This window comes from Acidaminobacter sp. QWL-03 (assembly GCF_058683855.1).
The window spans coordinates 375,274-400,894 of the sequence record NZ_CM178752.1 but is presented as its reverse complement, the minus strand read 5'-3'; the positions used below and the strand labels follow the sequence as shown (position 1 = coordinate 400,894).

Here is a 25,621-nt window from a genome sequence, read left to right as displayed (position 1 = left end):
CCGCTATTAATCATTTCAATCCTCGAACCCATCCCAGCCATACTTTCCAACCAGTTCTACAAATACGACTTTAGTCAACACCCTCTGGTTCATAACGCCCTCCGAATCCTTGACCACTAAAAGCAAATCCTGGTCTCCGGGAACGCCTACCGGCAAAATCATCTTGCCGCCAGGGGCCAGTTGTTCAACCAGTTCAACCGGAACCGCGGAAGATGCCGCAGTAACTATGATGCGGTCAAAAGGCGCGGCTTCAGGCCAGCCGCCGCTGCCATCCCCAATCCTGTAGTGAATATTGTCATAGCCAAGTCCCTCCAGACGCTTCCTGGCAGGTACCGCAAGTTCTTCCAGACGTTCTATAGTGTAAACCGTACCGCCAAATTCCGCAAGAAAAACCGTCTGATACCCAGAACCCGTCCCTATTTCCAGCACTTTGCTGTCAGGCTCAAGGGCCAGGTACCAGGTCATTTCAAACACCAGGCTGGGCTGAGAAATAGTCTGCCCATAGCCTATTGGCAGCGCGTGATCTAACCCTGCCAGCGCTTTAGAGGGTCCGTCAATAAAGTAAGCCCTGTCCAGCGACTTGAAAAACATTAGAAGTTCTTTTTCGGTCATGGCTAACACCTCCACACGCTAACCAAGTATGACGCCAAGACACATGCACCAAGACACCTTTCCCACAAACCTCCGAACCTAGGCGTTATAGATCCCCTTCAGAGTGGCATACCCTAAAATATGCCCTTCCATCTTTTTGTAAAGCTCATTCATATAGAAGCCCGGCGCTAAATCCAACATAGTATCCAGCGCATAGACGTGCAGCTCATAAACATGAGGCTGATCCGGCGGTGCCATACCGCCGTAATAACTCGTTTCCAAGCGATCCATTTTGTAGATCAAACCCGACCAGCTGGTCGCGCCCTGAACAAAATCAGAAGCAGTACGGCTTTCATTTTCCGAAAGCTCAGTTCGAGTCAGATTCCCCACAACCCAGTGGATCCAGGAATAGCCGCAAACCGGCACCGCGTCCTTATCTTCCAGTACCAGCGCAAAGGACTTCGTCCCCTCCGGCGCCTTCTCAATGTTTAGCGGCAGCGACCTCGTCGCGATTTTCCCTTCATGAAACTCCGTGCCGCGCTTTCCAAACCGGTCTTGGATCACGCCGTCAATTATGCCTGAACTCGTCACTTTCATTTACGATTCTCCTCCCCATCACACTTAGTCACATTGCAGGTCACTTCATAATAGGCCGCGTGCAGCCCCATACCCGCAGCGCGTTCCGCGACCAGCTGATTGACGCCGCCGCCTTTTTGAAGCCACCAACCCTCATGGATTAAAACGATCTCCGGACTCTGATCCGCCTCCACCTTCGCGGCACAGATCAGCTGCCCGGTGGTGTTGAAGACTTTGATTTTGTCACCATCGGCTACCCCAAGTCTTTCAGCTGCTGTCAGACCAAGATATGCCACAGGAAGAGCCTGACCAAAAAGATCCAGGAAATGCTGGGAATGCAGAGAATCCTTAATGTGCGGTGTCTGCAGATAATAAGGCTCTTCAGCTGAAGGCCGCTTCCCGACAGGTCTATAGGTCGCAATAGGATCAAAGCCATCCATACCCGCCCGGTTGGACCAAAGCTCAATCCGTCCGCTCGGAGTCTTGAACTTCAGCTCAGGCCAGGCAACGAGCCCGTTATCCAAAGCGGACCCCGCCAAGGTTACCTTGACCGGCCCCTTTTTAAGAGACTCCAAATCATGACCGCTCACCTCAAAAAACGGCTTCAATGCCTGCGCCAGCCACGCCTCTTCGCTCTGTTCCGGAAAAGCCTCAAGACCAAGACGCTTGGCCAGCTGCGTGAAAATCCAATGCTCAGACGGCACCCAAGGGTCCGCCTCAACGACCGGCGAACAATAAGTCAAAAAGGAGTGCACTGCCGGCGGCAGGATCACATCCGTCGTTTCCAAAAAATGCGCACAAGGCAGCACGACATCCGAGGCCAGCGCCGTATCCGTCATGAAGTGGTCAACGGTCACCTTAAATTCAACTGACTCAAAGGCCTTCAGCATTTTCCCGGTGTTCATGAACTGCGTCACAGGATTTGCTTTAGTCGTAAAGATCGCCTTAATTTTGGGGCGATCCGCAGAAAGGATAAAATCCGCCATCATTGGCCTCGGATAGGTCCGGTGGTGAACTCTGAGGGACTGGCCGCTCAGCACCTCCGAATCCAAATACCCGGACATCCGGTCATTGTTGTAATTCACACCGCCGCCAGAAATTCCAATATTGCCGGTAATCGCCGCCAGCGCGTCAATAGCCCTGACAGTCTCACCGCCGTTGGTATAGCGCTGCACCCCATAACCCACCAAGAGACAGGCAGGTTTGGCGCTCCCATACAGACGCGCCAACGACCGGATCACTTCAGCCGAAACCCCTGTTTCCGCCTCAGCCGCCTCAGGCGTCCACGGTTTAACCGCATCTTTAAACGCCTTATAGCCTTTTACCGATGCGCGTATAAACTCAGCATCCACCAGGTTTTCCTCAATCAGCACATGTGCTAAAGCCAACGCCAAAGCCCCATCCGTCCCCGGCTTTGGAGACACAAGCCTCGCAGACAGCGCTGCTGCCGTATCAGAACCCCGAGGATCAATCACGACAATCTCAGCGCCGCGCTCTTTCACCTGCCTCAAAAATGGCATGGCATGAATCCCGGTTTCCGCCGGATTCCGCCCCCAAATCACTACTAAGCGGGCATTCACCACGTCTGTAATCTCGTGGCTCAAGGCAGCGCCAAAATCGTAGTTCTGCGCTTGATGCCCCGCGCCTTCACACAAGCTGCCCACAGAGGTGGTTACCCCACCATAAGCACTGAAAAACCTCGCCTCCAGCTTCTTCAGCAGCCCCACGCTCCCCGCGTGTGCACAGTGCAGCACCGCCGTGGTAGGACCCTCACGACGGATCTGATCCAGTCTTTTCGCCGCCAGATCCAGCGCTTCATCCCAGGACACCGCCCGAAAGCCATCACCCGAAGCGTCCCTGACCAGCGGACGCCTGAGCCGCTCAGGGTGCGTCCGCCTCGCCAAATGGGCCAGCCCTTTGGAGCACAGTCCCTTCCCAGTCACCGGATTCGCCGGATTCCCAGCCAGCGACTTGATCATACCGTCCTCCACCGAAGCCAAAATTGAACATGCGTCCCAGCAATCCAGGGGACACGCCGTTGAAATTAACTGTTTTTCTTTATCCGTTTTTTTGCCGATGGTCACCCGCCCCACCCCCTCACCTCCATTATACCTCGTCTGCAGCAGCCTCAGTCTTTTGAATTTTCAAAAAATACTTTTTTTCAATCCATCATACTCAAGGCGCGATTTGTACCGAAATCCATACACTGTATCAAGCCATCCAATCCCGCCCTGCGAGCCGGATGTGCGTTAAAAATAAAAATTTATAAAATTTCTTTCCGAAGTGTTGACAATCCATGCCCCACCTGTTAAGATTCGTTTAATAAATATTCTTAACATTCACACCCTAATAGCAATTTTGCGCTGATGGAGACATACCCTTACTGCACCCGTCATTCAAAGCGAGCCGGACATGGTGAAAGCCGGCAATGACACCAGTAAGACTCTCGCTCCTGAGCAGATGCTCCGAAACCTCTTGAGATTTTCGGCATTAAGAGCATCCGGTCGCCCCGTTATCGGCACAGGTTTGTTTGAACCGTAGAGAGTTGTCTCCAAGTTGAATTCGGAGGCAAAAAAAAGGTGGTAACGCGGGCATAGAGCTCGTCCTTGCATAGGACGTGCTCTTTTTTGTTGCAGAAAAACACTTTTTCTGAGGATCAGAATCTTACGGTTAAGTCATTTCTCATCTTTAAACACCATCGGCACACATGGATTCATCCAGAACAGGGAGGTCAAAAAAATGAGTACAATTATTCAACCGGACAAGACGATCAAAATTTTCGATACGACGCTTCGCGACGGGGAGCAGTCTCCGGGCTGCAGCATGACCCTTAAAGAAAAAATCGACATGGCCAGACAACTTGAGAAAATGAAAGTCGATATCATTGAAGCCGGCTTCGCCATAGCTTCACCCGGCGATTTTGAATCCGTCCAGACTATAGCCAGAGAACTTAAAGAAACGACCATAGCCAGCTTGGCGCGGGCCCTTGAAAAAGACATCGATGTTGCCTGGGAAGCCGTCCAGTACGCGAAACGACCTAGAATTCACACCTTCATTGCGACGAGCGACATACATATGCAGTATAAGCTCAAAATGGAGCCGGATGCCGTGCTCGAGCGCGCGGTGGCCATGGTCAAATATGCCAAGCGCTACTGCGAGGACATAGAGTTCTCAGCGGAAGATGCGACCCGGTCCAATCCTGAGTTTCTCTACCGCATCTTTGAAGCCGTCATCAAAGCCGGCGCAACGACACTTAATGTACCTGACACGGTTGGCTATACAACACCAATGGAATACAGCAGCCTGATCTCGTCCATCCGCGAAAAAGTCAACGGCATCCACAAGGTCGACATTTCCGTTCACTGCCACAATGACCTAGGTCTGGCTGTCGCCAACTCACTGGCTGCAGTCAAGGCTGGCGCCACCCAGGTAGAATGTACGGTCAACGGCATAGGCGAGCGCGCCGGCAACGCTGCCCTCGAAGAGATTGCCATGGGCCTCGCGACACGCTTTGATTACTACGGGATCAAGACCGGCATTGAGACCACTCAAATTGCCCGTTCCTCCAAGCTTCTGACTTCCATTACCGGCATCAGCGTTCAGCCAAATAAGGCTATTGTCGGCGCCAACGCCTTTGCCCACGAGTCCGGCATCCATCAGCACGGTATGCTTGCGAACGCCTCAACTTACGAAATCATGACCCCGGAGTCCGTAGGCCTGAGAACGAATGCCATGGTCCTTGGCAAACACTCAGGTCGCCACGCCTTTGAAGACAGACTTAAGACTCTTGGTTATGAACTTACTAAAGAAGAAGTCAACCGCGCGTTTGAAGATTTCAAAGTCCTCGCCGACAAAAAGAAAACCGTCGACGACCGGGACATTGAAGCACTCCTTCAGGACGACGTTATGAACCTCGAAGAACACAACAAGTACAAGCTCAAGCGCTTCATCATCAACAGCGGCAACACCATCACCGCCACGGCGACGATCGCTCTGGAAGTCGAAGGTCAAATCTACGAGGAAGTCTCTGCCGGAGACGGCCCAATTGATGCCTCTTACAAATCCATTGAGAAAATCGTCAAAACCGGCGCGACGTTGGAGGATTACAAAATCCAGTCCATCACAGAGCAGGAAGACGCCCAGGGCGAAGCCATTGTCAAGCTCAGGAAAGGCAGCCGTGCCGTCACAGGTCGCGGACTTTCCACAGACATTATTGAAGCAAGTATTCTCGCTTACCTGAACGCGGCTCAAAAACTTGAGTCCATTTCAGCAGAGCCTCCTATCCGCGTGATCTCGTAGAACGTACCCCCAGGGATCCGGCGCGAAAGCTAAGGATCCTTCACAAATAAATCTGCTAAAAAGGAGCCATCATTCATGTCTACTCAAGCACAACAGCCTATGACAATGACTCAGAAAATCCTCGCGGCCCACGCCGGCAAAGACTTCGTCGCACCGGGTGAATTCATCCAGGCAAAGCTCGACCTCGTGCTCGGCAACGACATCACCGCACCGCCCGCCATCAAAGAGTTCACCAAGCTTGGCCAGCCCGCAGTCTTTGACAACAAGAGAATCGCGCTTGTTCCGGATCACTTCACGCCGAACAAGGACATTCAAAGTGCTGAACAGTGCCGCCAAATGCGCGTCTTTGCTCACGACCAGTCCATTGAAAATTATTTTGAGATCGGCGAAATGGGTATTGAGCATGCCCTTCTGCCTGAAAAAGGACTCGTGGTCCCTGGCGACGTCGTCATAGGCGCAGACAGCCACACCTGTACTTACGGCGCCCTGGGTGCTTTCTCCACTGGCATAGGCTCCACTGACATGGCTGCGGGTATGGCAACGGGACTCTGTTGGTTCAGAGTGCCGGAAGCGATCCAGTTTGTTCTGAAGGGCAAACTGTCAGAGCATGTCAGCGGCAAGGATGTCATCCTCCACATCATCGGCAAAATTGGCGTCGACGGCGCCCGCTACCAGTCCATGGAATTCGTGGGCGAAGGCGTTGCCAGCCTCACTATGGACGACCGCTTCACCATTGCCAACATGGCCATTGAAGCCGGCGCTAAAAACGGCATCTTCCCGGTGGACGAGCGTACCAAGGCTTATCTCGAAAACCGCGGCAAGCGGCCAAGCGTCATCTTCGAAGCAGATCAGGACGCCGTCTATGCCCAAGTCATTGAAATCGATCTCGCTGCCATCCGTCCTACGGTTTCCTTCCCGCATTCCCCAGATAACACCCGCACCATTGATGAGATTGAGCGCATGGAGCAGGAGAACGGCGCCATTACTATTGATCAGGTAGTCATAGGCTCCTGTACCAACGGCCGACTTGACGACCTTCGCATTGCGGCGCGCTATCTTAAAGGTAAAAAAGTGGCCAAAGGCGTTCGCGTCATCATCTTCCCAGCGACACAGAAAATTTATCTGGACGCCATGAGAGAAGGGTTAATCGAGATTTTCATTGAAGCCGGTGCCATTGTCAGCACACCGACCTGCGGCCCTTGCCTGGGCGGCCATATGGGCATCCTGGCAAAAGGCGAGCGCGCGGTCGCGACGACCAACAGAAACTTCATTGGCCGCATGGGGCACACCGAGTCAGAAATCTATCTCGCCAGCCCGGCCGTAGCGGCAGCTTCAGCAGTTGCCGGCAAAATCGCCAACCCGGAGCGCGCATAATCCAAACCACTTTCTACTATATAATATAAACGTTACGAGGAGGACATTCCATGAGCACATCCGGCCGCGCTTTTAAGTTTGGTGATAATATTGATACCGACGTCATCATCCCGGCACGCTATCTGAGTACCGCAGATCCTGAAATTCTAGCAAAATACTGTATGATCGACATTGACGACACCTTTGCAGGCAAAGTTCAAAAGGGCGACATCATGATTGGCGGCCGCAACTTTGGCTGCGGCTCGTCCCGCGAGCACGCCCCCATCGCCATTAAAGGCGCAGGCGTCTCCTGCGTCATTGCCGAAACCTTTGCCCGCATTTTCTACAGAAACTCATTTAACATCGGTCTTCCCATCATCGAATGCGCCGAGGCCGCTCAAAAAATTGCCGATGGCGACGAGATCCGCGTCGACTTCGAAAGCGGCAAAATCGAAAACATCACGAAAGGCGAAACTTACCAGGCTCAGCCACTTCCACCTTTCATGCGCGACATTATCGACGGCGGCGGTCTGATTGCCTCCATCAAAAAGTCGAGGGGTGAAGCCTAATGAAGTATAAGATAGCTGTCATTTCCGGGGATGGCATCGGACCCGAAATCACAGGACAGGCGGAATCCGTTCTCTCACGCCTTGGCGAACTGTATGGACATGAATTTGCCATGACCCATGTTCTCGCGGGAGGCGCCGCCATAGATGTTTTTGGTGAGCCGCTTCCGGATGAAACCATTGAGATCTGCAAAGAATCGGACGCTGTCCTTCTCGGCGCGGTAGGCGGCCCAAAATGGGACGGCATGCCGGGGCATCTCAGGCCGGAAGCAGGTCTTCTGAAGCTCAGAAAATCCCTCAGTCTCTATGCGAACCTCCGCCCTGCAATTCTGTATGACGTTCTGAAGGATGCTTGCCCCCTTCGCGCAGACCTCGTTGAAGGCGGCCTCGACATACTGGTTATGAGGGAGCTGACCGGCGGCATTTACTTTGGTGAAAAAGGCCGAAGAAATGGCCCGCACGGCCCTGAAGCCTTTGATGTAGAGTGCTACAGCGAAATGGAAGTCGAACGCATTGCCAGAGCGGCTTTTGACGCCGCCAGACACCGCAGCAAAAAAGTGACCAGCGTAGATAAAAATAATGTCCTGGAGAGCTCCAGACTCTGGAGAGAAGTGGTCATCCGAGTCGCGGCAGACTATCCGGACATCACTCTGGAGCATATGTTTGTCGACAATGCCGCCATGCAGCTCGTCAGAAATCCAAAGCAGTTCGACGTCATTCTCACCAGCAACATCTTTGGAGATATCCTCTCCGATGAAGCCAGCATGGTCACCGGCTCCATCGGCATGCTCCCAAGCGCGAGCCTCAGCGGCGCCGGAATGCCAGGGGTCTACGAGCCTATCCATGGATCTGCGCCAGACATTGCCGGCAAAGATATTGCCAATCCAATCGCGACGATCCTTTCTCTTTCCATGATGATGCGCCACGCCTTTTCATTGGAGCAGGAAGCCGCCGCAATTGACCGCGCCGTCAGCGAGGTTTTGGAGGCAGGATGGCGTACCGCGGATATCGCGAAGCCGGGTGAGAGAACCATCGGCACAAAGGAAATGGGAAGAAGGATTATAGAAGCGTTGAAGCGATAATCCGAGGCAACTGTAAAAACAAAAATCAACGGGGAACACAGTCAGCAGGAAGTCTAAATTATGGCTTTCGCTGAAGGTGTTCCCCTTTTACTTGTTTATAAATCGTTGGTGTTGAAAGTGTCGCCGCTGCTGAGATCCCCGGATTCAAATCCCTTGTAGAACCAGCGCTGACGCTGTTCAGACGTGCCGTGGGTGAAGCTGTCCGGTACGACATAACCCCTGCTCTGCATCTGGATCCGGTCGTCGCCAACGGCACTGGCGGCGTTCATGGCTTCCTGCAAATCGCCTTCTTCCAGGTAGCCCATGCCCTTGACGTGATTGGCCCAAACACCGGCGAGATAGTCGGCCTGCAGCTCGAGCCGCACCTGGTACTCGTTGTAGTCTGCTTCGCTGAGCTTGGTGCGCAGATCCTGGACCTGCTGGAGGATCCCCAGCTGGTTCTGCACGTGATGGCCGACTTCGTGGGCTATGACATAGGCCATGGCGAAATCCCCCGGAGCCTTAAACTTCGTTCTCAGCTCTTCATAGAAGCTCAGATCAATGTAGACTTTGTTGTCTGCCGGACAATAGAATGGTCCGGTTGAGGCACCCGCGGTACCACAGGCGGAATCCACATAACCGGAGTAAAGCACCAGACCCGGTTCCTCATAGTCACCCAGGCCGGACTCTTCGAAAATTTGATTCCACACGACTTCCGTATCCGCCAAGACAACGGAGACAAACTCCGCCAGCTCTTGCTCCTCCTGAGTCGCTTCGTAGGCCTGATCTGAACCCGGTCCCAAAATATCCGTGGTGCCGAGGATCTGGCCCGGATCCCCGCCCAGGAGCGCTACTATGATGATCAGGAGGATACCGAAGCCGCCGCCTATGGCTTTGCCACCGCCGCCTCTTGCACCGCCCCCTGCGCCACGCCTGTCTTCCACATTGCTGCTGCCACGTCTGCCCTGCCAACGCATAACGTTCCCCCCCCGACTTAATCTTGTTCCATGTTGCTGCCGGCGTTTTAATGCCTTCAAGAATTATAATACCCAATGGAAATTTATTGTCCCAAAAAACAGGGAAATGGTGCCGATGGAAGTCGAAGTTCACAGTCCTCCATTCAGCACCATTTTATTTACCGGACTAAAGCGGGATTTTCAGGCCGGCGACTTGGTTATGATTTTTTCACCAGAGTAATGACTATCCAATGTTCGGCAGGCCATCAAAACCTTGTTTCAGATCCGCATCAGTCGGGATGTAATCCGACATATTGCCTGCATTGAAATTAGCATAGGCCTGAAGGTCAAAATAACCGGTACCTGTCAAACCAAAGAGGATCGTTTTCGCTTCTCCGGTCTCCTTGCATTTGAGGGCTTCCTGTACCGCGCCATAGATTGCATGTGAGGATTCAGGTGCCGGCAGGATTTGTTCGCATTTCGCAAAGGCAACTGCGGCTTCAAATACCTCTGACTGCGGGACAGAGATCGCCTCCATGTATCCATCGTGATAAAGCTTGGACAGAATTGGGGACATGCCATGGTAGCGCAGTCCGCCGGCATGGTTTGGCGCCGGCATGAAGTCGCTGCCCAGGGTATACATTTTGGCGAGCGGTGTGATTCGACCTGTATCGCAGAAGTCATAGGCATATTTGCCTCTGGTCAGGGAAGGACAAGACGCAGGTTCAACGGCGACTATTCGAGGATTCTTTTTCCCCGTCAATTTGTCCTGCATGTACGGGGCCATTAAACCGCCAATATTGGAACCGCCGCCTGCACAGCCCACGATCACATCCGGATATTCGCCGAGCTTGTCCATGGCAATCTTGGTTTCAAGTCCAATGACAGATTGAAACACCAGAACTTGATTCAGTACGGAGCCTAGGGCATAACGGCACTCATCATCCTTCATGGACGCTTCAATAGCTTCAGAAATGGCGCAGCCCAAGCTTCCACCGGTTTCAGGGTTTTTCTCGAGAATAGCTCTTCCAACTGCTGTTGTCGTTGACGGACTTGGAATGATGTTGGCTCCATAGGTTTCCATGACAGCTTTTCTGAACGGCTTCTGATCAAAGGAGACTTTGACCATAAAGACCGTCAGATCCAGCTTGTAATGGGCACACGCTACGGCAAGAGCAGTTCCCCACTGACCCGCCCCTGTTTCCGTTGTCAGGGCGCTAAGCCCTTGTTCCTTGGCATAATAGGCCATAGCCGCAGCGGCATTGAGCTTATGGCTGCCTGAGGTATTGTTGCCTTCAAATTTATAATAGATTTTCGCCGGTGTCCCCAGCAGCTTCTCGAGCTCATAAGCTCTGACGAGCGGCGATGGTCTGAACATCTTGTAGAAATTTTGAACGTCTTCCGGGATCGCTATGTAAGGTGTGGTCTCGTCCATTTCAATGTCCGCCAGCTTTTCAGCGAAGACCGGATAAAGATCAGCCGCTTGAATGGGCTCCAGCGTGCCGGGATTCAGGAAGGGCGCGTGCTGCTCTTTCATATCCGCTCTCAGGTTATACCAACTCTTCGGCATTTCCTCTTCAGTGAGATAAGTTTTGTAAGGTACAGTTTTTTTGACAGTCATGATCAAGTCGCCTCTCTTTCGCATTATTGATGCTTCTATAAGTTTACTTCACGTCTCGTTGGTTATAGGCTGGCCCGGGAATTCCGGATAAAACAAAAACTCCTGCCCCTTAAGCTAAGGGACAAGAGTTATTTCCTGCGGTACCACCCGAATTGGTCTGAAAAGACCCACTCATTCACGCACCAACATGCGTGCTCTCTGGATAACGGGTGGAGATCCCGTTGGCTGCTACTGAGCTTTGGTTTATTTGACCATGCTGTTCGCGCCACCCTCACAAGTCCATTCCATGTCGCCTGCGCTGCCGCAATCCCACCATTTTGCGGCTCTCTGAAAGTTAAGCCTGACATGTACTCCTCTTGATCGACGGTTTAAAATTTGTATTGGAGTTATCTTACTCGGTCCTCGAAATATTGTCAAGTAATAACATGAAATTTTCCAACTATTTTGAACGTTTGAAATTAATTTGAATGTGAAACTCGGTGTCTGACACCGAGTTTCAATGAACGTTACATTCGATTCAAAAGTGTAAATTTACACCAAGCTCTGGCCCCATTTCAAAACCCGTCCGCGTCATCAAATCAAAACCTGTCCGCGTCACCAAATCAAAACCTGTCCGCGTCACCAAATCAAAACCTGTCCGCGTCACCAACTTGATAACCAGCTTGATAAAAACCGCCCAGATCCAGGGGAATCCGGGCGGCCCTCAAAATGATGAGATCGACGGTTTTAGTAGTCGCCTTGAAGCAGCATAGCGTCTGCGACTTTCATAAAACTGGAAATATTGGCACCTGCTACGAGGTCGTAACCAAAGCCGTATTGCTGAGCGGCTTCAACACAATCCGTATGAATGGTCATCATGATGTCCTTGAGGATGTTGTCCACCTCTTCGAAAGTCATGTTTTGGCGCATAGAGTTTTGAGTCATCTCAACAGATGAGATTGCGACGCCGCCTGCGTTGCTGGCTTTTGCAGGCGTGATCAGGATACCGTTTTGCTTGAGGTACTCGAGCGCTTCGTTCGTAGTAGGCATATTCGCACCTTCCGCCACTGCAATAGTTCCGTTCGCAACAAGCTTTTCAGCGATTTCCAGCGTAATGTCATTTTGAGTCGCGCAAGGGAACGCGATATCACATTTAACATTCCAGATATTTTCCCAACCTTCTACATATTGGGCTTTCGGATGTGTCTTGACGTATTCACTTATTCTTCCCTTCTTGACTTCTTTAAGATCAATCATGTAAGGGAGATCAATGCCTTCAGCATCATAAACATAACCGGAAGAGTCACTCATTGCGACGACCTTTATACCAAACTCTATAGCCTTTTGAGCGGCATAGAGCGCGACATTGCCAGAGCCGGAGATGACGGCGACTTTATCTTTCATAGGGATATTGTGGTGATCAAACATAGCTTTCGTCAAATAAAGCAGCCCATAACCGGTTGCTTCTGTTCTGACAAAAGAACCGCCGTATTGAAGATGCTTGCCAGTGAGAACGCCGCCTTCATAAGCGCCGCGAATTCTCTTGTACTGACCATAGAGGAAACCAATTTCTCTTGAGCCTACACCAATGTCCCCAGCCGGAACGTCAACGTCAGGACCGATATGTCTGTAGAGCTCTGTCATGAAGCTTTGGCAGAAACGCATAATCTCTTTGTCGCTCTTTCCTTTTGGATCAAAATCCGATCCGCCTTTACCGCCGCCAATCGGTCTGCCTGTCAATGTGTTTTTGAAGGTTTGTTCGAAGCCCAGGAATTTGAGAATACTAAGGTTAACAGTAGGATGGAAGCGAAGTCCGCCTTTATAAGGACCACGTGCACCGTTGAATTGAATTCTAAAACCACGGTTGATGATTAATTCGCCTTTGTCATTCACCCAAGGCACTCTGAAGATGATCGTTCTCTCAGGTTCAGTCATTCTTTCAAGAATGTTCGCTTCTACATAATCCGGTCTTTGTTCAATGACCGGGGCAATGGACATAAACACCTCTTCAACTGCTTGTATGAATTCCGGCTCGTTTGCGTTTCTCTTTTTCACATTTGCAAGTGCCTTTTCAACATAATTCATTTTATAAAACCTCCATTCAATTTTACGTATCCGACGTTGTATAATTATCACTCGAATACTGCTTGATTAGTTATTGATTTTAATAGTGAAACACGAATAAGTCAATAGAGATTTGACAGAATACTTTGTCTTTTTGAAGGTACACGTCCTCAAAACCCTTGAAATTGAGTCGTTTTTCAAAACAACGTTGAAAACATGACGCACGTTTTCTTATTTTTTTAGAAATCCAAATAATTGTATACGATAATGCATAAACGCAATTATATTCGTAGGTCGAATTATCTAATAATTCAAATTATGAAATTTGCAATTTTATAATATTCATTTTTTCAGCGTGATTGTATAAACAATTTGAAATCAGCGGCATCCAGGTGCCCAATTTTATTATAAAATCTCTTTTCGCGTATTTTATAAAGTTGAAATCCAGAAACAAAAAATCCGAACGTTATCTCTTTAACAGATTTAACGTTCGGATCGATGCCGCATAGCGGCACTTTTCAATTTTTTCAACAAGCCTTCAACAATTCTGCCTAATCTTCGAGAAAACTCCGGCAAATATCCGCTATCGCTGTAAATCGACAGAAAAACGACTTGATTTCCCAAATCTATTTCTTACTTCGAATCGCGCTTTCCAACAATTCGGTGACCAATTTAGGATTGGCTTTACCTTTAGTCTTCGCCATAACTTGACCCACTAAAGATTGAAATGCCTTATCTTTACCATCCAAAAATTCAAGAACAGCTTTCCAATTCGCTTCAACGACCTCAGTGACGACCGGCTTTAAAAACTCCGGATCACTAATCTGCTTAAGATCCTGGGCATTAATGATCATATCCGGATGCCCTCCGACCGTCCACATAAAAGAAAGAACCTTCTTTCCAATGCCCATATGGATGGTTCCATCCTCAATGCGATTCACCAAGTCTCTTAGATCTGCTGCATCAAAAGCCGGCACGCTTTCTTCCCCTTCCTGATCCCCCAGAAGCCTGAAGATCTCTGTCGTCATGATATTGGAAAGGAGTTTGACGTTGCTGCAGCCTATTGCAGCCTGTTCAAAATAGTCTGCGATAGCTCTGGAGGATACCAACTGTTCTGCATCATAGGCACTGAGTCCATAGTGCTGGATATAATGGGCTTTTCGCTCATCCGGCATCTGCGGAAGTTCCAAAGTCAAATTGGAGATCCTTTCACTTGAGACGACAATAGGCATCAGATCCGGATCCGGGAAATACCTGTAATCATGCGCGTCTTCCTTCGTCCTCATGGAAATTGATTTTCCCGCGGTCTGATCCCAACGCCGCGTCTCCTGAACGACCTTGCCTCCGGAAGTGACCAGGGCAATCTGCCTCTGAGCCTCATGCTCAATGGCCTTCTGAATAAAATTGAAGGAATTCAGATTTTTCATTTCCGTTCGGATGCCATATTCCGAGCTGCTGCGCTGTCTGACCGACAAGTTGACATCGCATCGAAAGGCACCTTCGTTCATTTTGCAGTCCGAGATCCCCGCGTAAATCAGGATCGCCCTGAGTTTCCTCAGGTAAGCCTCCACCTCCTGCGCGCTTCGGAAGTCTGGTTCTGAGACAATTTCAATTAACGGGACTCCGCCGCGGTTATAATCAATCAGCGTTCCTTCACTATCGTGAATCAATTTTCCGGCATCCTCTTCAATATGAATGCGGGTGATGCCAATCCTTCTGGTCTCACCACGCACCTCCACATCAATGTAGCCTCCATGGCATAGCGGCAGATCATATTGACTGATTTGGTAAGCTTTTGGAAGATCCGGGTAAAAATAGTTCTTTCTGTCCTGCTTGCCATACGCCGTGATCTCGCAGTTGGTCGCTATACCCGCTTTTATAGCGGCGTCCACTACTTTCTCATTCAGCACCGGAAGCGCCCCAGGAAGTCCGAGACACACCCTGCAAACCTGCGTGTTGGGCGGTGCGCCAAAAGCCGTTGAACAGCCGCAGAATATTTTAGTCGACGTCTTGAGTTCCACGTGCACCTCAAGCCCCATGACCACTTCAAAGTCCTTAGCCGTCATGTCGCCACCCCCCAACCGATTGTTCAAAGGTATACGCTGCACGAATCAGTGTCTTCTCATTAAAAGGCTTTCCTATCAGCTGCATGCCAATAGGCATTCCGCCAGAGTCCTTACCGCAGGGTACTGAAATGGCCGGAACGCCAGCGATATTGATAGGCACCGTATAGATATCCTCCATATACATCTCCAGCGGGTCTTTGCTTTTCTCCCCCAACTTCCAGGCAGTGGTAGGCGTCACAGGCGACAAGATCAGGTCATAGGTCCTGAATAAATCGCTGAATTCTTTGCGGATCAAACCTCTGACTTGCTGGGCCTTTTTGTAATAGGCGTCATAATAGCCCGAGCTTAAGGCATAGGTACCCAATAAAATCCTGCGCTTGACCTCTTTCCCGAAGCCCTGGCTTCGCGTTTTGACATACAAGTCCCTCAGATCCTCAAAGTCATCTGCCCTATAGCCATACTGCACGCCGTCAAACCTCGCCAGATTCGACGAAGCCTCTGCAGAGGAAATCAAATAATACGCAGGGAGCGCGTATTCCATAGTCGTAACGCTGACTTCGTCCACATCTGCACCAAGCAGTTCAAAACGCCGCGCCGCTTCCAATACAGCCGCCTTGACCTCCGGATTCAATCCTTTTCCAAAATACTCTCTCGGCAGCGCAATTTTCATGCCCTTCACATCCGTCATCAGGCTGTCTCTGAAATCCGGCCACGCCACCGGCGCGGACGTGGAATCCCTTGAATCATGCCCAACCAAAACATTCATGACATGGGCAAGATCCGTCACATCCCGCGTCAATGGCCCAATCTGATCCAGAGAAGACGCGAAGGCCACCAACCCATATCTCGACACTGCACCATAGGTTGGCTTCAAACCCACCACACCGCAAAAAGCTGCCGGCTGGCGAATCGAACCCCCAGTATCCGATCCCAGTGTAAACGCAGCCTGCGAAGACGCCACCGCCGCCGCTGAACCACCTGAACTGCCCCCGGGTACCCTCGTCAGATCAACCGGGTTTCGTACCGGCTTTATGTACGAATTCTCCGTAGAGGAACCCATGGCAAACTCGTCCATATTCAATTTCCCCAAGATCACCGCATCTGCACCGGCGAGCTTCTCAACGACCGTCGCGTCAAAAGGCGAGGTATATTGAACCAGCATCTTGGAAGCACACGTCGTCGGCATGGTCGTCGTGCACAAATTGTCCTTCAGTCCCCCAGGCACGCCAGCCAAAGGTCCAAGTGCCAGACCTTTTAGCCGATGGTCATCGATCCGCGCCGCCTGACGCAACGCACCCTGCCGGTCCAAGGTAATCCATGCGCCAACCTCCGCATCCACTCGGTCGATCTGATCGAAACAGGCGCTCACGAGCTCTTGACTGGAGATCTCTTTTTTGCCGAGAAGCGAAAGGCTCTCAGCAAGTGAAAATTCATTCATTTTTTTCATAAGCTCTGACACCTCCTATTCTACAGCCTTAGGCACGAAGTAGCAGCCATCCTTTTGTGCAGGTGCGCTCTTCAGAATCAGTTCACGGTCATCTGAAATCCCCTGAAAATCCGCCCTGAAGACATTTTCAATTGGCATGACATGGGCCATTGGGTCCAGCCCTGAGACATCCAATTCATTCAACTTGTCTGCAAAAGCAATAATATCCCGGAGGTTTCTCGTCAGCTCCTCTTTTTCCTCTTCGTTCAGTTCAAGCCGCGCCAGAGCAGCAACATAATCAACATCCTCTTCAGACACCAACGGCTTTTCAGGCTCTACATGGATGTAATCCTTGGAACCGGAAAGCAAATCCAGTTCCTTGAGCTGACTCTGACTGACCCTCGACGGACTTTGACTCATAGCGCAGGATCCGTCCCGCATCTTCGGAAACGCAATGACATCCCGAATGCTGTCTGCACCCACCACCAACATCATCAGACGATCCAGACCAAAAGCAAACCCACCGTGGGGCGGTGCGCCATACTGAAACGCGTCCAGCATAAACCCAAAGCGTTCCTGAGCGCTGGTTTCAGAAAAGCCAAGAAGCTTAAACATCCTCTTCTGAAGCTCTCTCTGGTGGATCCTGATACTGCCGCTCCCCAGCTCAACGCCGTTCAGTACCACATCATAGGCTTTGGCTCGGACCTTGAGGGGCTCTTTCTCCAAAATCGGCAAATCCGCTTCCACCGGCATGGTGAAAGGATGGTGCATGGCCACATAGCGATTTTCCTGGGCGTCCCACTCCAGGAGAGGAAAGTCCGTCACTATAAGAAACGCAAAATCGTCTTTTCGTCTCAAATGCCTGAGGTCCGCCAGATCAAGGCGCAGACTTCCCAGTATCGCCCTGACTGCCTCCAGCCTGTCTGCGCTGAAAATTATGAAATCACCGGGTTTTCCATCCAGACGCTCTATCATGTCGTCGAGTTCTTCTTTTTTAAAGAACTTAGTCAGCACAGAATAAAGCTCTCCGTTTTCTCGAATCGAGATCCACGCCATACCTTTTCCGCCGTAGGATACCGCCTTCTCTGTGAGAAATTCAATTTCCGTTCTCGTCAAATCGCCATAACCCTTGGCATTGATCGCCCGAACGACGCCGCCGGACGCGGTGACTTTCCTGAAGACTTCAAAGCTGCAGGACGCAGCTATATCCGTCAGATCAACAATTTCCATACCAAAACGAAGGTCTGGCTTATCGACGCCATACTTGTCCATAGCTTCCAGCCAGGTCATCCGGCGCATAGGCACCGAAATATCCTTCCCAAGCACTGTTTTAAACACCGAAGCGAATAATGTTTCAAGAAGAGACTCTATCTCCACTTCATCCACGAAACTCATTTCCATGTCCACCTGGGTGAACTCCGGCTGACGGTCCGCCCTGAGGTCTTCGTCCCGAAAACAGCGTGCCACCTGAAAGTACCGGTCTACCCCGCCCACCATAAGGAGCTGCTTGTAGATCTGCGGACTCTGGGGCAAGGCATAAAAGCTGCCTTTGAAAACGCGGCTTGGCACCAGATAGTCTCTGGCACCCTCCGGTGTACTCTTGGTCAGCACCGGTGTCTCGACTTCAAGAAAGCGCTGCCCCATTAAAAATTCCCGCACTGCCTGGGTCATTTTCTGACGCATTTTCAAATTATGTAAGAGGTCCGGCCGCCTGAGGTCCAAATATCTGTGCTTGAGCCGCAGTTCTTCGCGTACACTGCTCTTTTCTTCAATGGCGAAAGGCGGCGTTTTGGCCTCTGACAGGATTTTGAGCTTACTCGCCCTCAGTTCCACCATACCTGTTTCCAGCAGCGGATTGACCGTTTCTGGATCACGCTTCTCAATCACACCTTCAATTGCAATGACATATTCACTCCGAATACGCTCTGCTTTGACAAAATCCGCTTCGTCCACATTTTTCGCATCTATGACGATTTGCGCAAGGCCTGTGTGATCTCTCAGATCAATGAATATGACACCGCCAAGATCGCGCCTGCGCTGCGCCCACCCCATCATGACAGCTTTTGAGTTTATGTCCGTTTCTCTGATTTCACCACAGTAATGACTGCGTTTCATGGTGCCAAGTGTCTCCGCCAAGCTGATACCCTCCTTTCAATTAACTTTCCTTTTTCTCATCCAATAAAAAGAGGCAGGGCACCTTAACAGATCCCCCACCCCGAATTAAAGTATATATATCCTTTTATTGAGCTTCTAAAACAGCTTCCCCCAGATTGAGGTCACGACCGTAGCCATCTGTAAAAATCTTTATTTTGCGTTAGCTTCAAGCCACCCTGCAGCACAGTTCGCATAAATGGCAGATCCCGTCGCGAAAACCGATTCATCCAGCACCATGTTCGGATTATGCATTGGGTACGCGCCGGGTTTACCCGCGCCAAGCATGAGGAACAGTCCGGGTACAAGGTCGCTGACGTAGCTGAAATCTTCTGAGCCCGGGAGCGGTTTTGTCACTTCGACAACCTGTTCCGCGCCTGCCGCTTCTTGAACGAACGGCAATAAAGTATTACACAGGTTAGGATCATTGTAAGTCGAAGGTGTTGTAAACTTCACTATGTCAACCTCACCGCGCCATGCCTTTACGTAATGGTCAATCATCTCCGGCACCCTTTGCAGCATATGAGACCTGGCTTCTCTATTGTAGGATCTGATGCCGACCTGCAGCTCAGCAGTGTCCGGAATGATATTTGCAGCAGAACCGCCAGCGGCCTTGCCCGCTGTCAGGATGACTGTTTCCTGAGGATCGACCTCGCGACCAGGAAGCAGGTTCAGGGCCGTATACAGTTGTGTCATGATCATGTTGGGATCTACGGCTTTATGCGGCATGGAGCTGTGGCCGCCTTTGCCTTTTATTTTCAGCATATAGGTGTCCATGGCAGCAGAGGTAATCCCTTTGACATACTGCACCTGCCCCGCCTCAATATCCGACATGACATGTATGGCGAGTGCGGCATCGACTTTCGGATTTTCCATGAGTCCGGCGTCGATCATCAGCTTGGATCCGTACCCAAGCTCCTCGCCCGGCTGAAACATAAGTTTGACTGTGCCCTTCAATTCGGATTCCCTGGATTTGAGAATCCTTGCCGCTCCGAGAAGCATGGCAGAATGACTGTCATGACCGCATGTATGAGCGAAATTGTTTTGGGAAGCAAAAGATAATCCTGAGGTTTCCTTCATAGGCAGCGCATCCATGTCACCTCTCAGCAAAATACAGGGCTCTCCTTGTCCAATAGTCGCTGTAATTCCGGTGCAATTGGCCATATCCGGAAAACCAGCTGAATGAAATTTTTCTCTTACGTACTGCGCCACTGTCCCGCCGCAATCCTCAGGTTCGATCCCAATTTCCATCAATTGTTTTTTAATATAAGCAGCCGTTGCAGGGAGATCGAATCCAATCTCAGGGATTTGATGCAGCGCATGTCTGTTTTCAATAATCTTGCTCTCAACTGCCTTTGCAGCGTCGATAATACCTTTCATAGCGTAAGCCTCCAATTCAATTTGGGTTCATCTGACCTGTTCTTCTCCATAGATTCACTTTTGTACACAAATGAAGTTATATTATCTTTATGCAAAAAATATGCCACATGACGACAAATTTTTAAACTTTCAATTTTTAAAGCTGCCTGTTGCAAACACTATATTCCTCAGGAATGAACCGCCAGACAGGCAGGTTCAGATTCAAAAGACCTTTGGCTGAATCCGTATTGGCGACTCAATCTGTAAAATCATTTTTACCAAGTGAGGCTTTTTTGACATTGAATTAATCCTCTTCAAAAAGAAAAACAGGCAAGAAATTGGCGTGACACGCCTTTTTCTTGCCTGTTTCATATCCACTATACCAGTTTAAGCTCACCAATTGCAGCTTCAACAGCTTTGACAACCTCTTCACTTCGGACGAGGGCTTCACCTTTACGAAGGTCAATGTACATTTCGCGGTCTTCCACCCACTTAGGCACAGACGCACGTACAACCTCGAAGGCAGCCGCAGTACCTTTTCCGAGCTTGCCCGGATCCTTGAATTCAATGCCCTGTGCCGCAGCAAGCAGCTCGACTGCAAGGACATGAATGGTGTTGGTCAGAATGTCTCTGGCCTTTCTGGCCGCGATTGTACCCATGCTGACGTGGTCTTCCTGGTTCGCAGAGGAAGGAATGGAGTCCACGCTGGCTGGATGTGCCAGAACTTTATTTTCAGAAACCAGCGCAGCAGCGCTGTACTGTGCGATCATGAAGCCTGAGTGCAAGCCGCCGTTTGGTGTGAGGAATGCCGGAAGTCCGCTGAGCTGCGGATTGACGAGTCTCTCGATTCTGCGCTCGCTGGAGTTGGCAATTTCAGCAATGCAGATACCGAGGAAGTCAAATGCCATTGCGACAGGCTGACCATGGAAATTGCCGCCTGAAATAGCCGCGTCGTCATCCGGGAAGATAATTGGGTTATCCGTCACAGAGTTGATCTCAATCTCAACTCTTTCTTTGACAAACTTGAGCGCATCCTTGCTCGCACCATGGATCTGAGGTACACAGCGCAGCGCATAAGCATCCTGAACGCGGATTTCGCCCTGACGTGTCGTCAGCCCGCTGCCCCCAAGGAGTCTGAGCAAGTTCGCAGCTGTATCCATTTGTCCCTGATGCGGTCTGACGGCATGAAGGCGCGGATCAAACGCGTCCGTGACTGCATTCAGCGCTTCCATGGTCATAGAAGCGGTGATATCCGCCATTTTGAATGCGTTCATGGCATCATAGACTGTGATGCAGCCTACGGCTGTCATAACCTGAGTGCCGTTGATGAGCGCAAGCCCTTCTTTGGAGGTCAGCTCGACGACAGGGATGCCAGCACGCAACATAGCTTCAGCACCGGAAAGCTGCTCGCCTTTATAGAGCGCTTCGCCCAGACCAAGCATAACCAGAACCATGTGAGAGAGCGGCGCCAAATCCCCGCTGGCACCAAGGGAGCCCTTTTCAGGCACCAAAGGCGTAACCCCTTTGTTGATCATCTCAACCAGCGTCATTACCGTAGAAAGGCGAATGCCGGAATATCCTTTTGAAAGCGCGTTGACCCGCAGCAGCATGATGGCTCTTGAGATTTCTTCGCTTAAAAACGGTCCCACACCGCATGCGTGGCTGATGATCAGGTTGCGCTGGAGCTCTTTGGTCTCTTCCTTGGAGATTGGCACATCAGAAAACTTGCCAAAACCTGTTGTGATGCCATAGACATTACGCTTCTCTTCGACGAACCGGTCGACGATTTCCCTGGAACGCGTGATCGCCGCTTGAGCAGATTCAACGATTTCGACTTCGTAACCGTACCGCGCTACCTGAACAACCTGGTTAATCGTCAATTGATTGCCGTCAATTCTGATTTTGGACATGTAATTCTCTCCTTTGGTCTGGACGGATTCATTTTATTTTGTGAGTGACTTAGCGTCATAACTATCGAAAGGCATCCGCTTGACACTTTTAATATTTACCCAAAGTATAGGGATAAAGCGTCAAGAATACGTCAAATTTTCTGAGAGAGTTTAAAATTATTTGCCCGGCATGAAGGCGGGCTTTGAAATAAAGCGACCATCGGCACAAAAACTTTAAAGCTATGCCGATGGTCGCAAAAGTCAATCCCTATTCAAATGTGTCTGTATGTCGCAGTCAAAGACCTCAATTAATCCCAGTTGAGTACAACTTTGCCCGTTTGGCCGGATGCCATCAGTTCGAAAGCCTTTTCAAATTCAGTGTAATGGAACTGATGCGTGATGATTGGCGACAGGTCGAGCCCGGATTGGAGCAGCGCCGTCATCTTGTACCAAGTCTCGTACATCTCGCGGCCATAAATCCCTTTGATGGTGAGGCCATTGAAAACGACTGTATTCCAGTCAACAGACGTGCCAGGCTGCTGAATTCCGAGCATTGCAATCTTTCCACCGTGGCACATATTTTTAATCATGCTGTTCAGGGCAGCGGCGTTGCCGGACATCTCGAGTCCAACGTCAAAGCCTTCCTTCATTTTCAGCTCTTTCATGACATCTTCAATTTTGGTTTCCATGATATTGACCGCACGAGTAGCCCCCATTTTTCTGGCGAGCTCAAGACGATATTCATTGACGTCGGTAATAACCACATTGCGGGCGCCGGCGTGCTTCGCGACTGCCACAGCCATAATACCGATAGGACCCGCGCCGGTTACGAGGACATCTTCGCCAAGAAGATCAAAGCTGAGCGCTGTATGAACTGCGTTACCAAATGGATCAAAGCTGGAAAGGATCTCGAGGGGGATTTCAGGATCGCAGTGCCAAACGTTTGTAACAGGGATAGAAAGATACTCAGCAAAAGCGCCAGGACGGTTTACACCAACACCGCTGGTGTTCATGCAAAGGTGACGTCTGCCCGCCAGGCAGTTACGGCAGCGGCCGCAGACCAGATGACCTTCACCGGAAACAATTTCACCAATGTGGACGTCGTAGACATTTTCGCCGAAACCAACGACTTCGCCAACAAATTCATGACCAATGTGCATTGGTACTGGAATCGTTTTCTGGGACCAGTCATCCCACTGATAGATATGGATGTCCGTACCACAAATTGAGGTCTTCTTGATTTTGATCAGAACGTCATTTTTACCGACTTCCGGCATTTCGACATCATCCAGCCAAAGGCCGGGTTTGGCATACTTTTTAACTAAAGCTTTCATAATTTTCAATCCCCTTTGATTAATTTCTGCTCTAATTTTATCGTATCCTGCGGTTTAATACAATTCAGCATTCTATTACAATTACATAATATTTTCAAGATAAAAAAAGAGGTATTTATTTACATTAATGTCTAATATTATTTTGTAAATATTGTTTACGGAAAAATGACAATGAATTCATATACGAAATTACATCATCTGATATAATGTAACTATGTGAAAAATAAAACGCAATGACGCACCTTTATGACTGCTATAGGACTAGTAAATGTCATAAGTACTTGCGTGGCTTTTCACAAAAAAAATCAAGGGGGACAGTATGATTAAACACAAAAAACTCATCGCACTCACCATGGCGGCGGCAGTTTCCTTCTCAATGCTTCCTGCTGTGACGTCTACCGGCTCTTATGCCACTGACGGCAACACAGGCGCATCGAACTGGACACCTGCTCCGGCACCTGCTCCAGCACCAGCTCCAAAGCCAGCTCCAGCACCGGCTCCAAAACCTGCTGCACCGGCTCCATCCACTTCAGCTCCTGTTGTTTCAGCGCCCGCTAATGGCACGAGCATCCTGAGACTCCTCGTTGAAGGCTCTTTCGGCGAAGATGTCAAGCTCCTTCAGACCCTGCTCAACAAGTTCAGCTACAATCTTTCAGTGGACGGCTTCTTCGGAAAACTGACAGCAGCAGCAGTCAGAACGTTCCAAGGCGCTAACGGTCTTGCTGCAGATGGCATTGTTGGACCAAAAACCCTTGCTAAGCTTGCGCCTGTTACAACTGGAACAGCAACTTCTGAAGAGAAGACTGTTGGTCCGGCTGTCGACACCGTCGCAACCGCTTCAATTGTAGACAATAACGCAGACTTTGAAAAAGCAATCGGCAAAGAGGGCTTCTGGCTCGCCGCTGCGCTTAAAGATCTGACGTTCACTACACCGCTCGTCCTCGACGGCAATTTCGTCAATGATGACGGCAAAGAAGCAAGAAAAATCGCGCTTTACACTCAAGACGCGAATCGTAACGTCATTGACAACTTTACATTAAAAGCGCCTAAGCTCACGATTCAAAGCCCAAGCGCCCGCATTCAGAACGGCGCTTTTGTCGGTGATGTTTACGTCAACGCTGCAAACGCAGAGATCCGTGGTACTAAGGTCACTGGTAACATCTACGTTTCAGCAGCTGGATTCAAACTGACAAATGCAAAAGTTGAAGGCAACGTTTACTACACGACTCAAGCTGCAAAAGATGGCGCAACAGTTGACGCGAAGAGCACGGTTTCAGGTCAAATCATCCTTATTCAGCCTGACGTCGTCACAACAGCTTCCCTCGTTGACAACGCAGACGCTATGATCGCCGGTCTCAAATCTGACGGCAAGTGGATCGTCGCAGCGCTTCGCGACATTAAAACGGATAAAGAAGTCGTCATCAACGGCACTTTCACAGACGGCAAGAAAGATGCTAACGGCAACGATATTATCCGCAGAAAGCTCGCTTTCTACAGCCAGGATGACAAGCGCAACATTACGCGCGTCTTCACCCTGACAGCGCCAAAAGTTTGGGTCAACAGCCCGAACACTGTCTTCCAAGGCGGTATTTTTAACGGTGACGTTTACGTCAACGCTAAAGGCTTCAACCTTGTGAAGCAAACAATTAACGGTACAATCTACTTCATGACTCAAGAAGCGAAAGACACGTTCAAAACGGACGCAGTCAGCAAAGTCAGCGGCGGCAAAGTCCTGATCCAGGTTGACGCAGTTACAAACGCTTCTCTCGTCAACAACGTTGCTGACCTCGAAAAAGGTATCGGCACAGAAGGCAAGTGGATTGTTTCACTTTCCAGAGACCTTGCAGTCAATAAAGCACTGGTTATGGACGGCGAATTCAAAAACACTAAAACGCCTCCTGCAGTTGCTAGAAAGCTTGCGCTTTACAGTCAGGACGCAGACAAAAACATTACCAGAAACTTCACTCTGACTGCTCAGCGCATCACGGTGAAGAGCCCGAATGCCCGCATTCAGGGCGGCATCTTCGACGGTAATGTCTACGTTGAAGGCACAAACTTCCAATTGGTCAACACGACGGTTGACGGCAATGTCTACGTCAGCACTCCTAACTTCAAGATGACAAACTCCAAGATCGTCGGAAACCTTGTCTTCATGAGCGCAGAAGCTGCAGTTGGCTTTACTATGGATGAGAAGAGCGCTGTTACAGGCACAACTTCTACTGTTGGCCAGTAATTAATGAATCAAGTTAAAAAAACGGCCCTGCGGGACTCATTCCAGCAGGGCCGTTTTTTTATTCATATCGTGAGAGCACCTGTGACTATAAGTCATA

17 protein-coding genes and 2 other annotated features are annotated in these 25,621 nt (G+C 50.1%); of the genes, 5 read left to right on the top strand and 12 right to left on the bottom strand.

What is annotated here, in order from left to right; genetic code table 11:
- Positions 1-15: 15 nt before the first annotated feature.
- The 3 genes from AC4PHM_RS01715 to AC4PHM_RS01705 form a co-directional block, all read right to left on the bottom strand.
- Positions 16-612, bottom strand: coding sequence for a protein-L-isoaspartate(D-aspartate) O-methyltransferase (locus tag AC4PHM_RS01715; RefSeq protein ID WP_492019178.1), 597 nt, complete (start codon positions 610-612; stop codon positions 16-18).
- A 78-nt stretch (positions 613-690) separates the two neighbouring features.
- Entirely contained in the window at positions 691-1,188 is a 498-nt protein-coding gene (locus tag AC4PHM_RS01710; RefSeq protein WP_492019177.1) for a YbhB/YbcL family Raf kinase inhibitor-like protein, read from the bottom strand.
- Complete coding sequence (locus tag AC4PHM_RS01705; RefSeq protein ID WP_492019176.1) at positions 1,185-3,251, bottom strand: molybdopterin-containing oxidoreductase family protein; 2,067 nt, start codon at positions 3,249-3,251, stop codon at positions 1,185-1,187. The genes AC4PHM_RS01710 and AC4PHM_RS01705 overlap by 4 nt, the downstream gene beginning before the upstream one ends.
- A 270-nt stretch (positions 3,252-3,521) precedes the next feature.
- Positions 3,522-3,778: a binding site (T-box leader), on the top strand.
- Between the two features lie 128 nt (positions 3,779-3,906).
- Between AC4PHM_RS01705 and AC4PHM_RS01700 the strand changes: the two genes are divergently transcribed.
- The 4 genes from AC4PHM_RS01700 (at position 3,907) to leuB (ending at position 8,467) form a co-directional block, all read left to right on the top strand.
- The gene (locus AC4PHM_RS01700) at positions 3,907-5,466 is read left to right on the top strand and encodes a 2-isopropylmalate synthase (protein WP_492019175.1); all 1,560 of its coding nucleotides are present in this window, start codon (positions 3,907-3,909) and stop codon (positions 5,464-5,466) included.
- Positions 5,467-5,541: 75 nt separating this feature from the next.
- Positions 5,542-6,840 carry a 3-isopropylmalate dehydratase large subunit gene (gene leuC / locus AC4PHM_RS01695; protein ID WP_492019174.1) on the top strand — a complete coding sequence of 433 codons (1,299 nt, stop codon included), beginning with the start codon at positions 5,542-5,544 and terminating at the stop codon, positions 6,838-6,840.
- A gap of 50 nt (positions 6,841-6,890) precedes the next feature.
- Positions 6,891-7,388: a 3-isopropylmalate dehydratase small subunit gene (locus AC4PHM_RS01690; RefSeq protein WP_492019173.1), complete on the top strand. Its 498-nt coding sequence runs from the start codon at positions 6,891-6,893 to the stop codon at positions 7,386-7,388.
- On the top strand, positions 7,388-8,467 hold the full coding sequence (gene leuB / locus AC4PHM_RS01685; RefSeq protein ID WP_492019172.1) for a 3-isopropylmalate dehydrogenase: 1,080 nt from the start codon (positions 7,388-7,390) through the stop codon (positions 8,465-8,467). Before AC4PHM_RS01690 ends, leuB begins: the two co-directional genes overlap by 1 nt.
- A gap of 95 nt (positions 8,468-8,562) precedes the next feature.
- Here the strand turns inward: leuB and ypfJ are convergent, their stop codons facing one another.
- From ypfJ to tdh, 9 genes are all read right to left on the bottom strand, one after another.
- Complete coding sequence (gene ypfJ / locus AC4PHM_RS01680) at positions 8,563-9,423, bottom strand: KPN_02809 family neutral zinc metallopeptidase (RefSeq protein WP_492019171.1); 861 nt, start codon at positions 9,421-9,423, stop codon at positions 8,563-8,565.
- A 223-nt stretch (positions 9,424-9,646) separates the two neighbouring features.
- Entirely contained in the window at positions 9,647-11,023 is a 1,377-nt protein-coding gene (locus tag AC4PHM_RS01675; RefSeq protein WP_492019170.1) for a TrpB-like pyridoxal phosphate-dependent enzyme, read from the bottom strand.
- Between the two features lie 114 nt (positions 11,024-11,137).
- Positions 11,138-11,396 (bottom strand) — a binding site (T-box leader).
- 353 nt (positions 11,397-11,749) lie between these two features.
- Entirely contained in the window at positions 11,750-13,087 is a 1,338-nt protein-coding gene (gene gdhA, locus AC4PHM_RS01670) for an NADP-specific glutamate dehydrogenase (protein ID WP_492019169.1), read from the bottom strand.
- 605 nt (positions 13,088-13,692) lie between these two features.
- A complete protein-coding gene (gene gatB / locus AC4PHM_RS01665; RefSeq protein ID WP_492019168.1) occupies positions 13,693-15,132 on the bottom strand; it encodes an Asp-tRNA(Asn)/Glu-tRNA(Gln) amidotransferase subunit GatB in 1,440 nt (479 codons plus the stop codon).
- Positions 15,122-16,579 (bottom strand): Asp-tRNA(Asn)/Glu-tRNA(Gln) amidotransferase subunit GatA, encoded by a 1,458-nt coding sequence (gatA, locus tag AC4PHM_RS01660; protein ID WP_492019167.1) that lies wholly within the window; start codon positions 16,577-16,579, stop codon positions 15,122-15,124. Before gatA ends, gatB begins: the two co-directional genes overlap by 11 nt.
- 15 nt (positions 16,580-16,594) lie before the next feature.
- On the bottom strand, positions 16,595-18,673 hold the full coding sequence (gene aspS, locus AC4PHM_RS01655) for an aspartate--tRNA ligase (RefSeq protein WP_492020440.1): 2,079 nt from the start codon (positions 18,671-18,673) through the stop codon (positions 16,595-16,597).
- 189 nt (positions 18,674-18,862) lie between these two features.
- Complete coding sequence (locus AC4PHM_RS01650; protein ID WP_492019166.1) at positions 18,863-20,089, bottom strand: M20 metallopeptidase family protein; 1,227 nt, start codon at positions 20,087-20,089, stop codon at positions 18,863-18,865.
- A gap of 356 nt (positions 20,090-20,445) precedes the next feature.
- Positions 20,446-21,978: a histidine ammonia-lyase gene (gene hutH, locus AC4PHM_RS01645; protein WP_492019165.1), complete on the bottom strand. Its 1,533-nt coding sequence runs from the start codon at positions 21,976-21,978 to the stop codon at positions 20,446-20,448.
- Between the two features lie 287 nt (positions 21,979-22,265).
- Positions 22,266-23,291 (bottom strand): L-threonine 3-dehydrogenase, encoded by a 1,026-nt coding sequence (gene tdh, locus AC4PHM_RS01640; RefSeq protein ID WP_492019164.1) that lies wholly within the window; start codon positions 23,289-23,291, stop codon positions 22,266-22,268.
- A gap of 319 nt (positions 23,292-23,610) precedes the next feature.
- On the opposite strand from tdh, the gene AC4PHM_RS01635 reads away from it, so the two are divergent.
- Positions 23,611-25,524, top strand: coding sequence for a peptidoglycan-binding protein (locus AC4PHM_RS01635; protein ID WP_492019163.1), 1,914 nt, complete (start codon positions 23,611-23,613; stop codon positions 25,522-25,524).
- Positions 25,525-25,621: the final 97 nt, after the last annotated feature.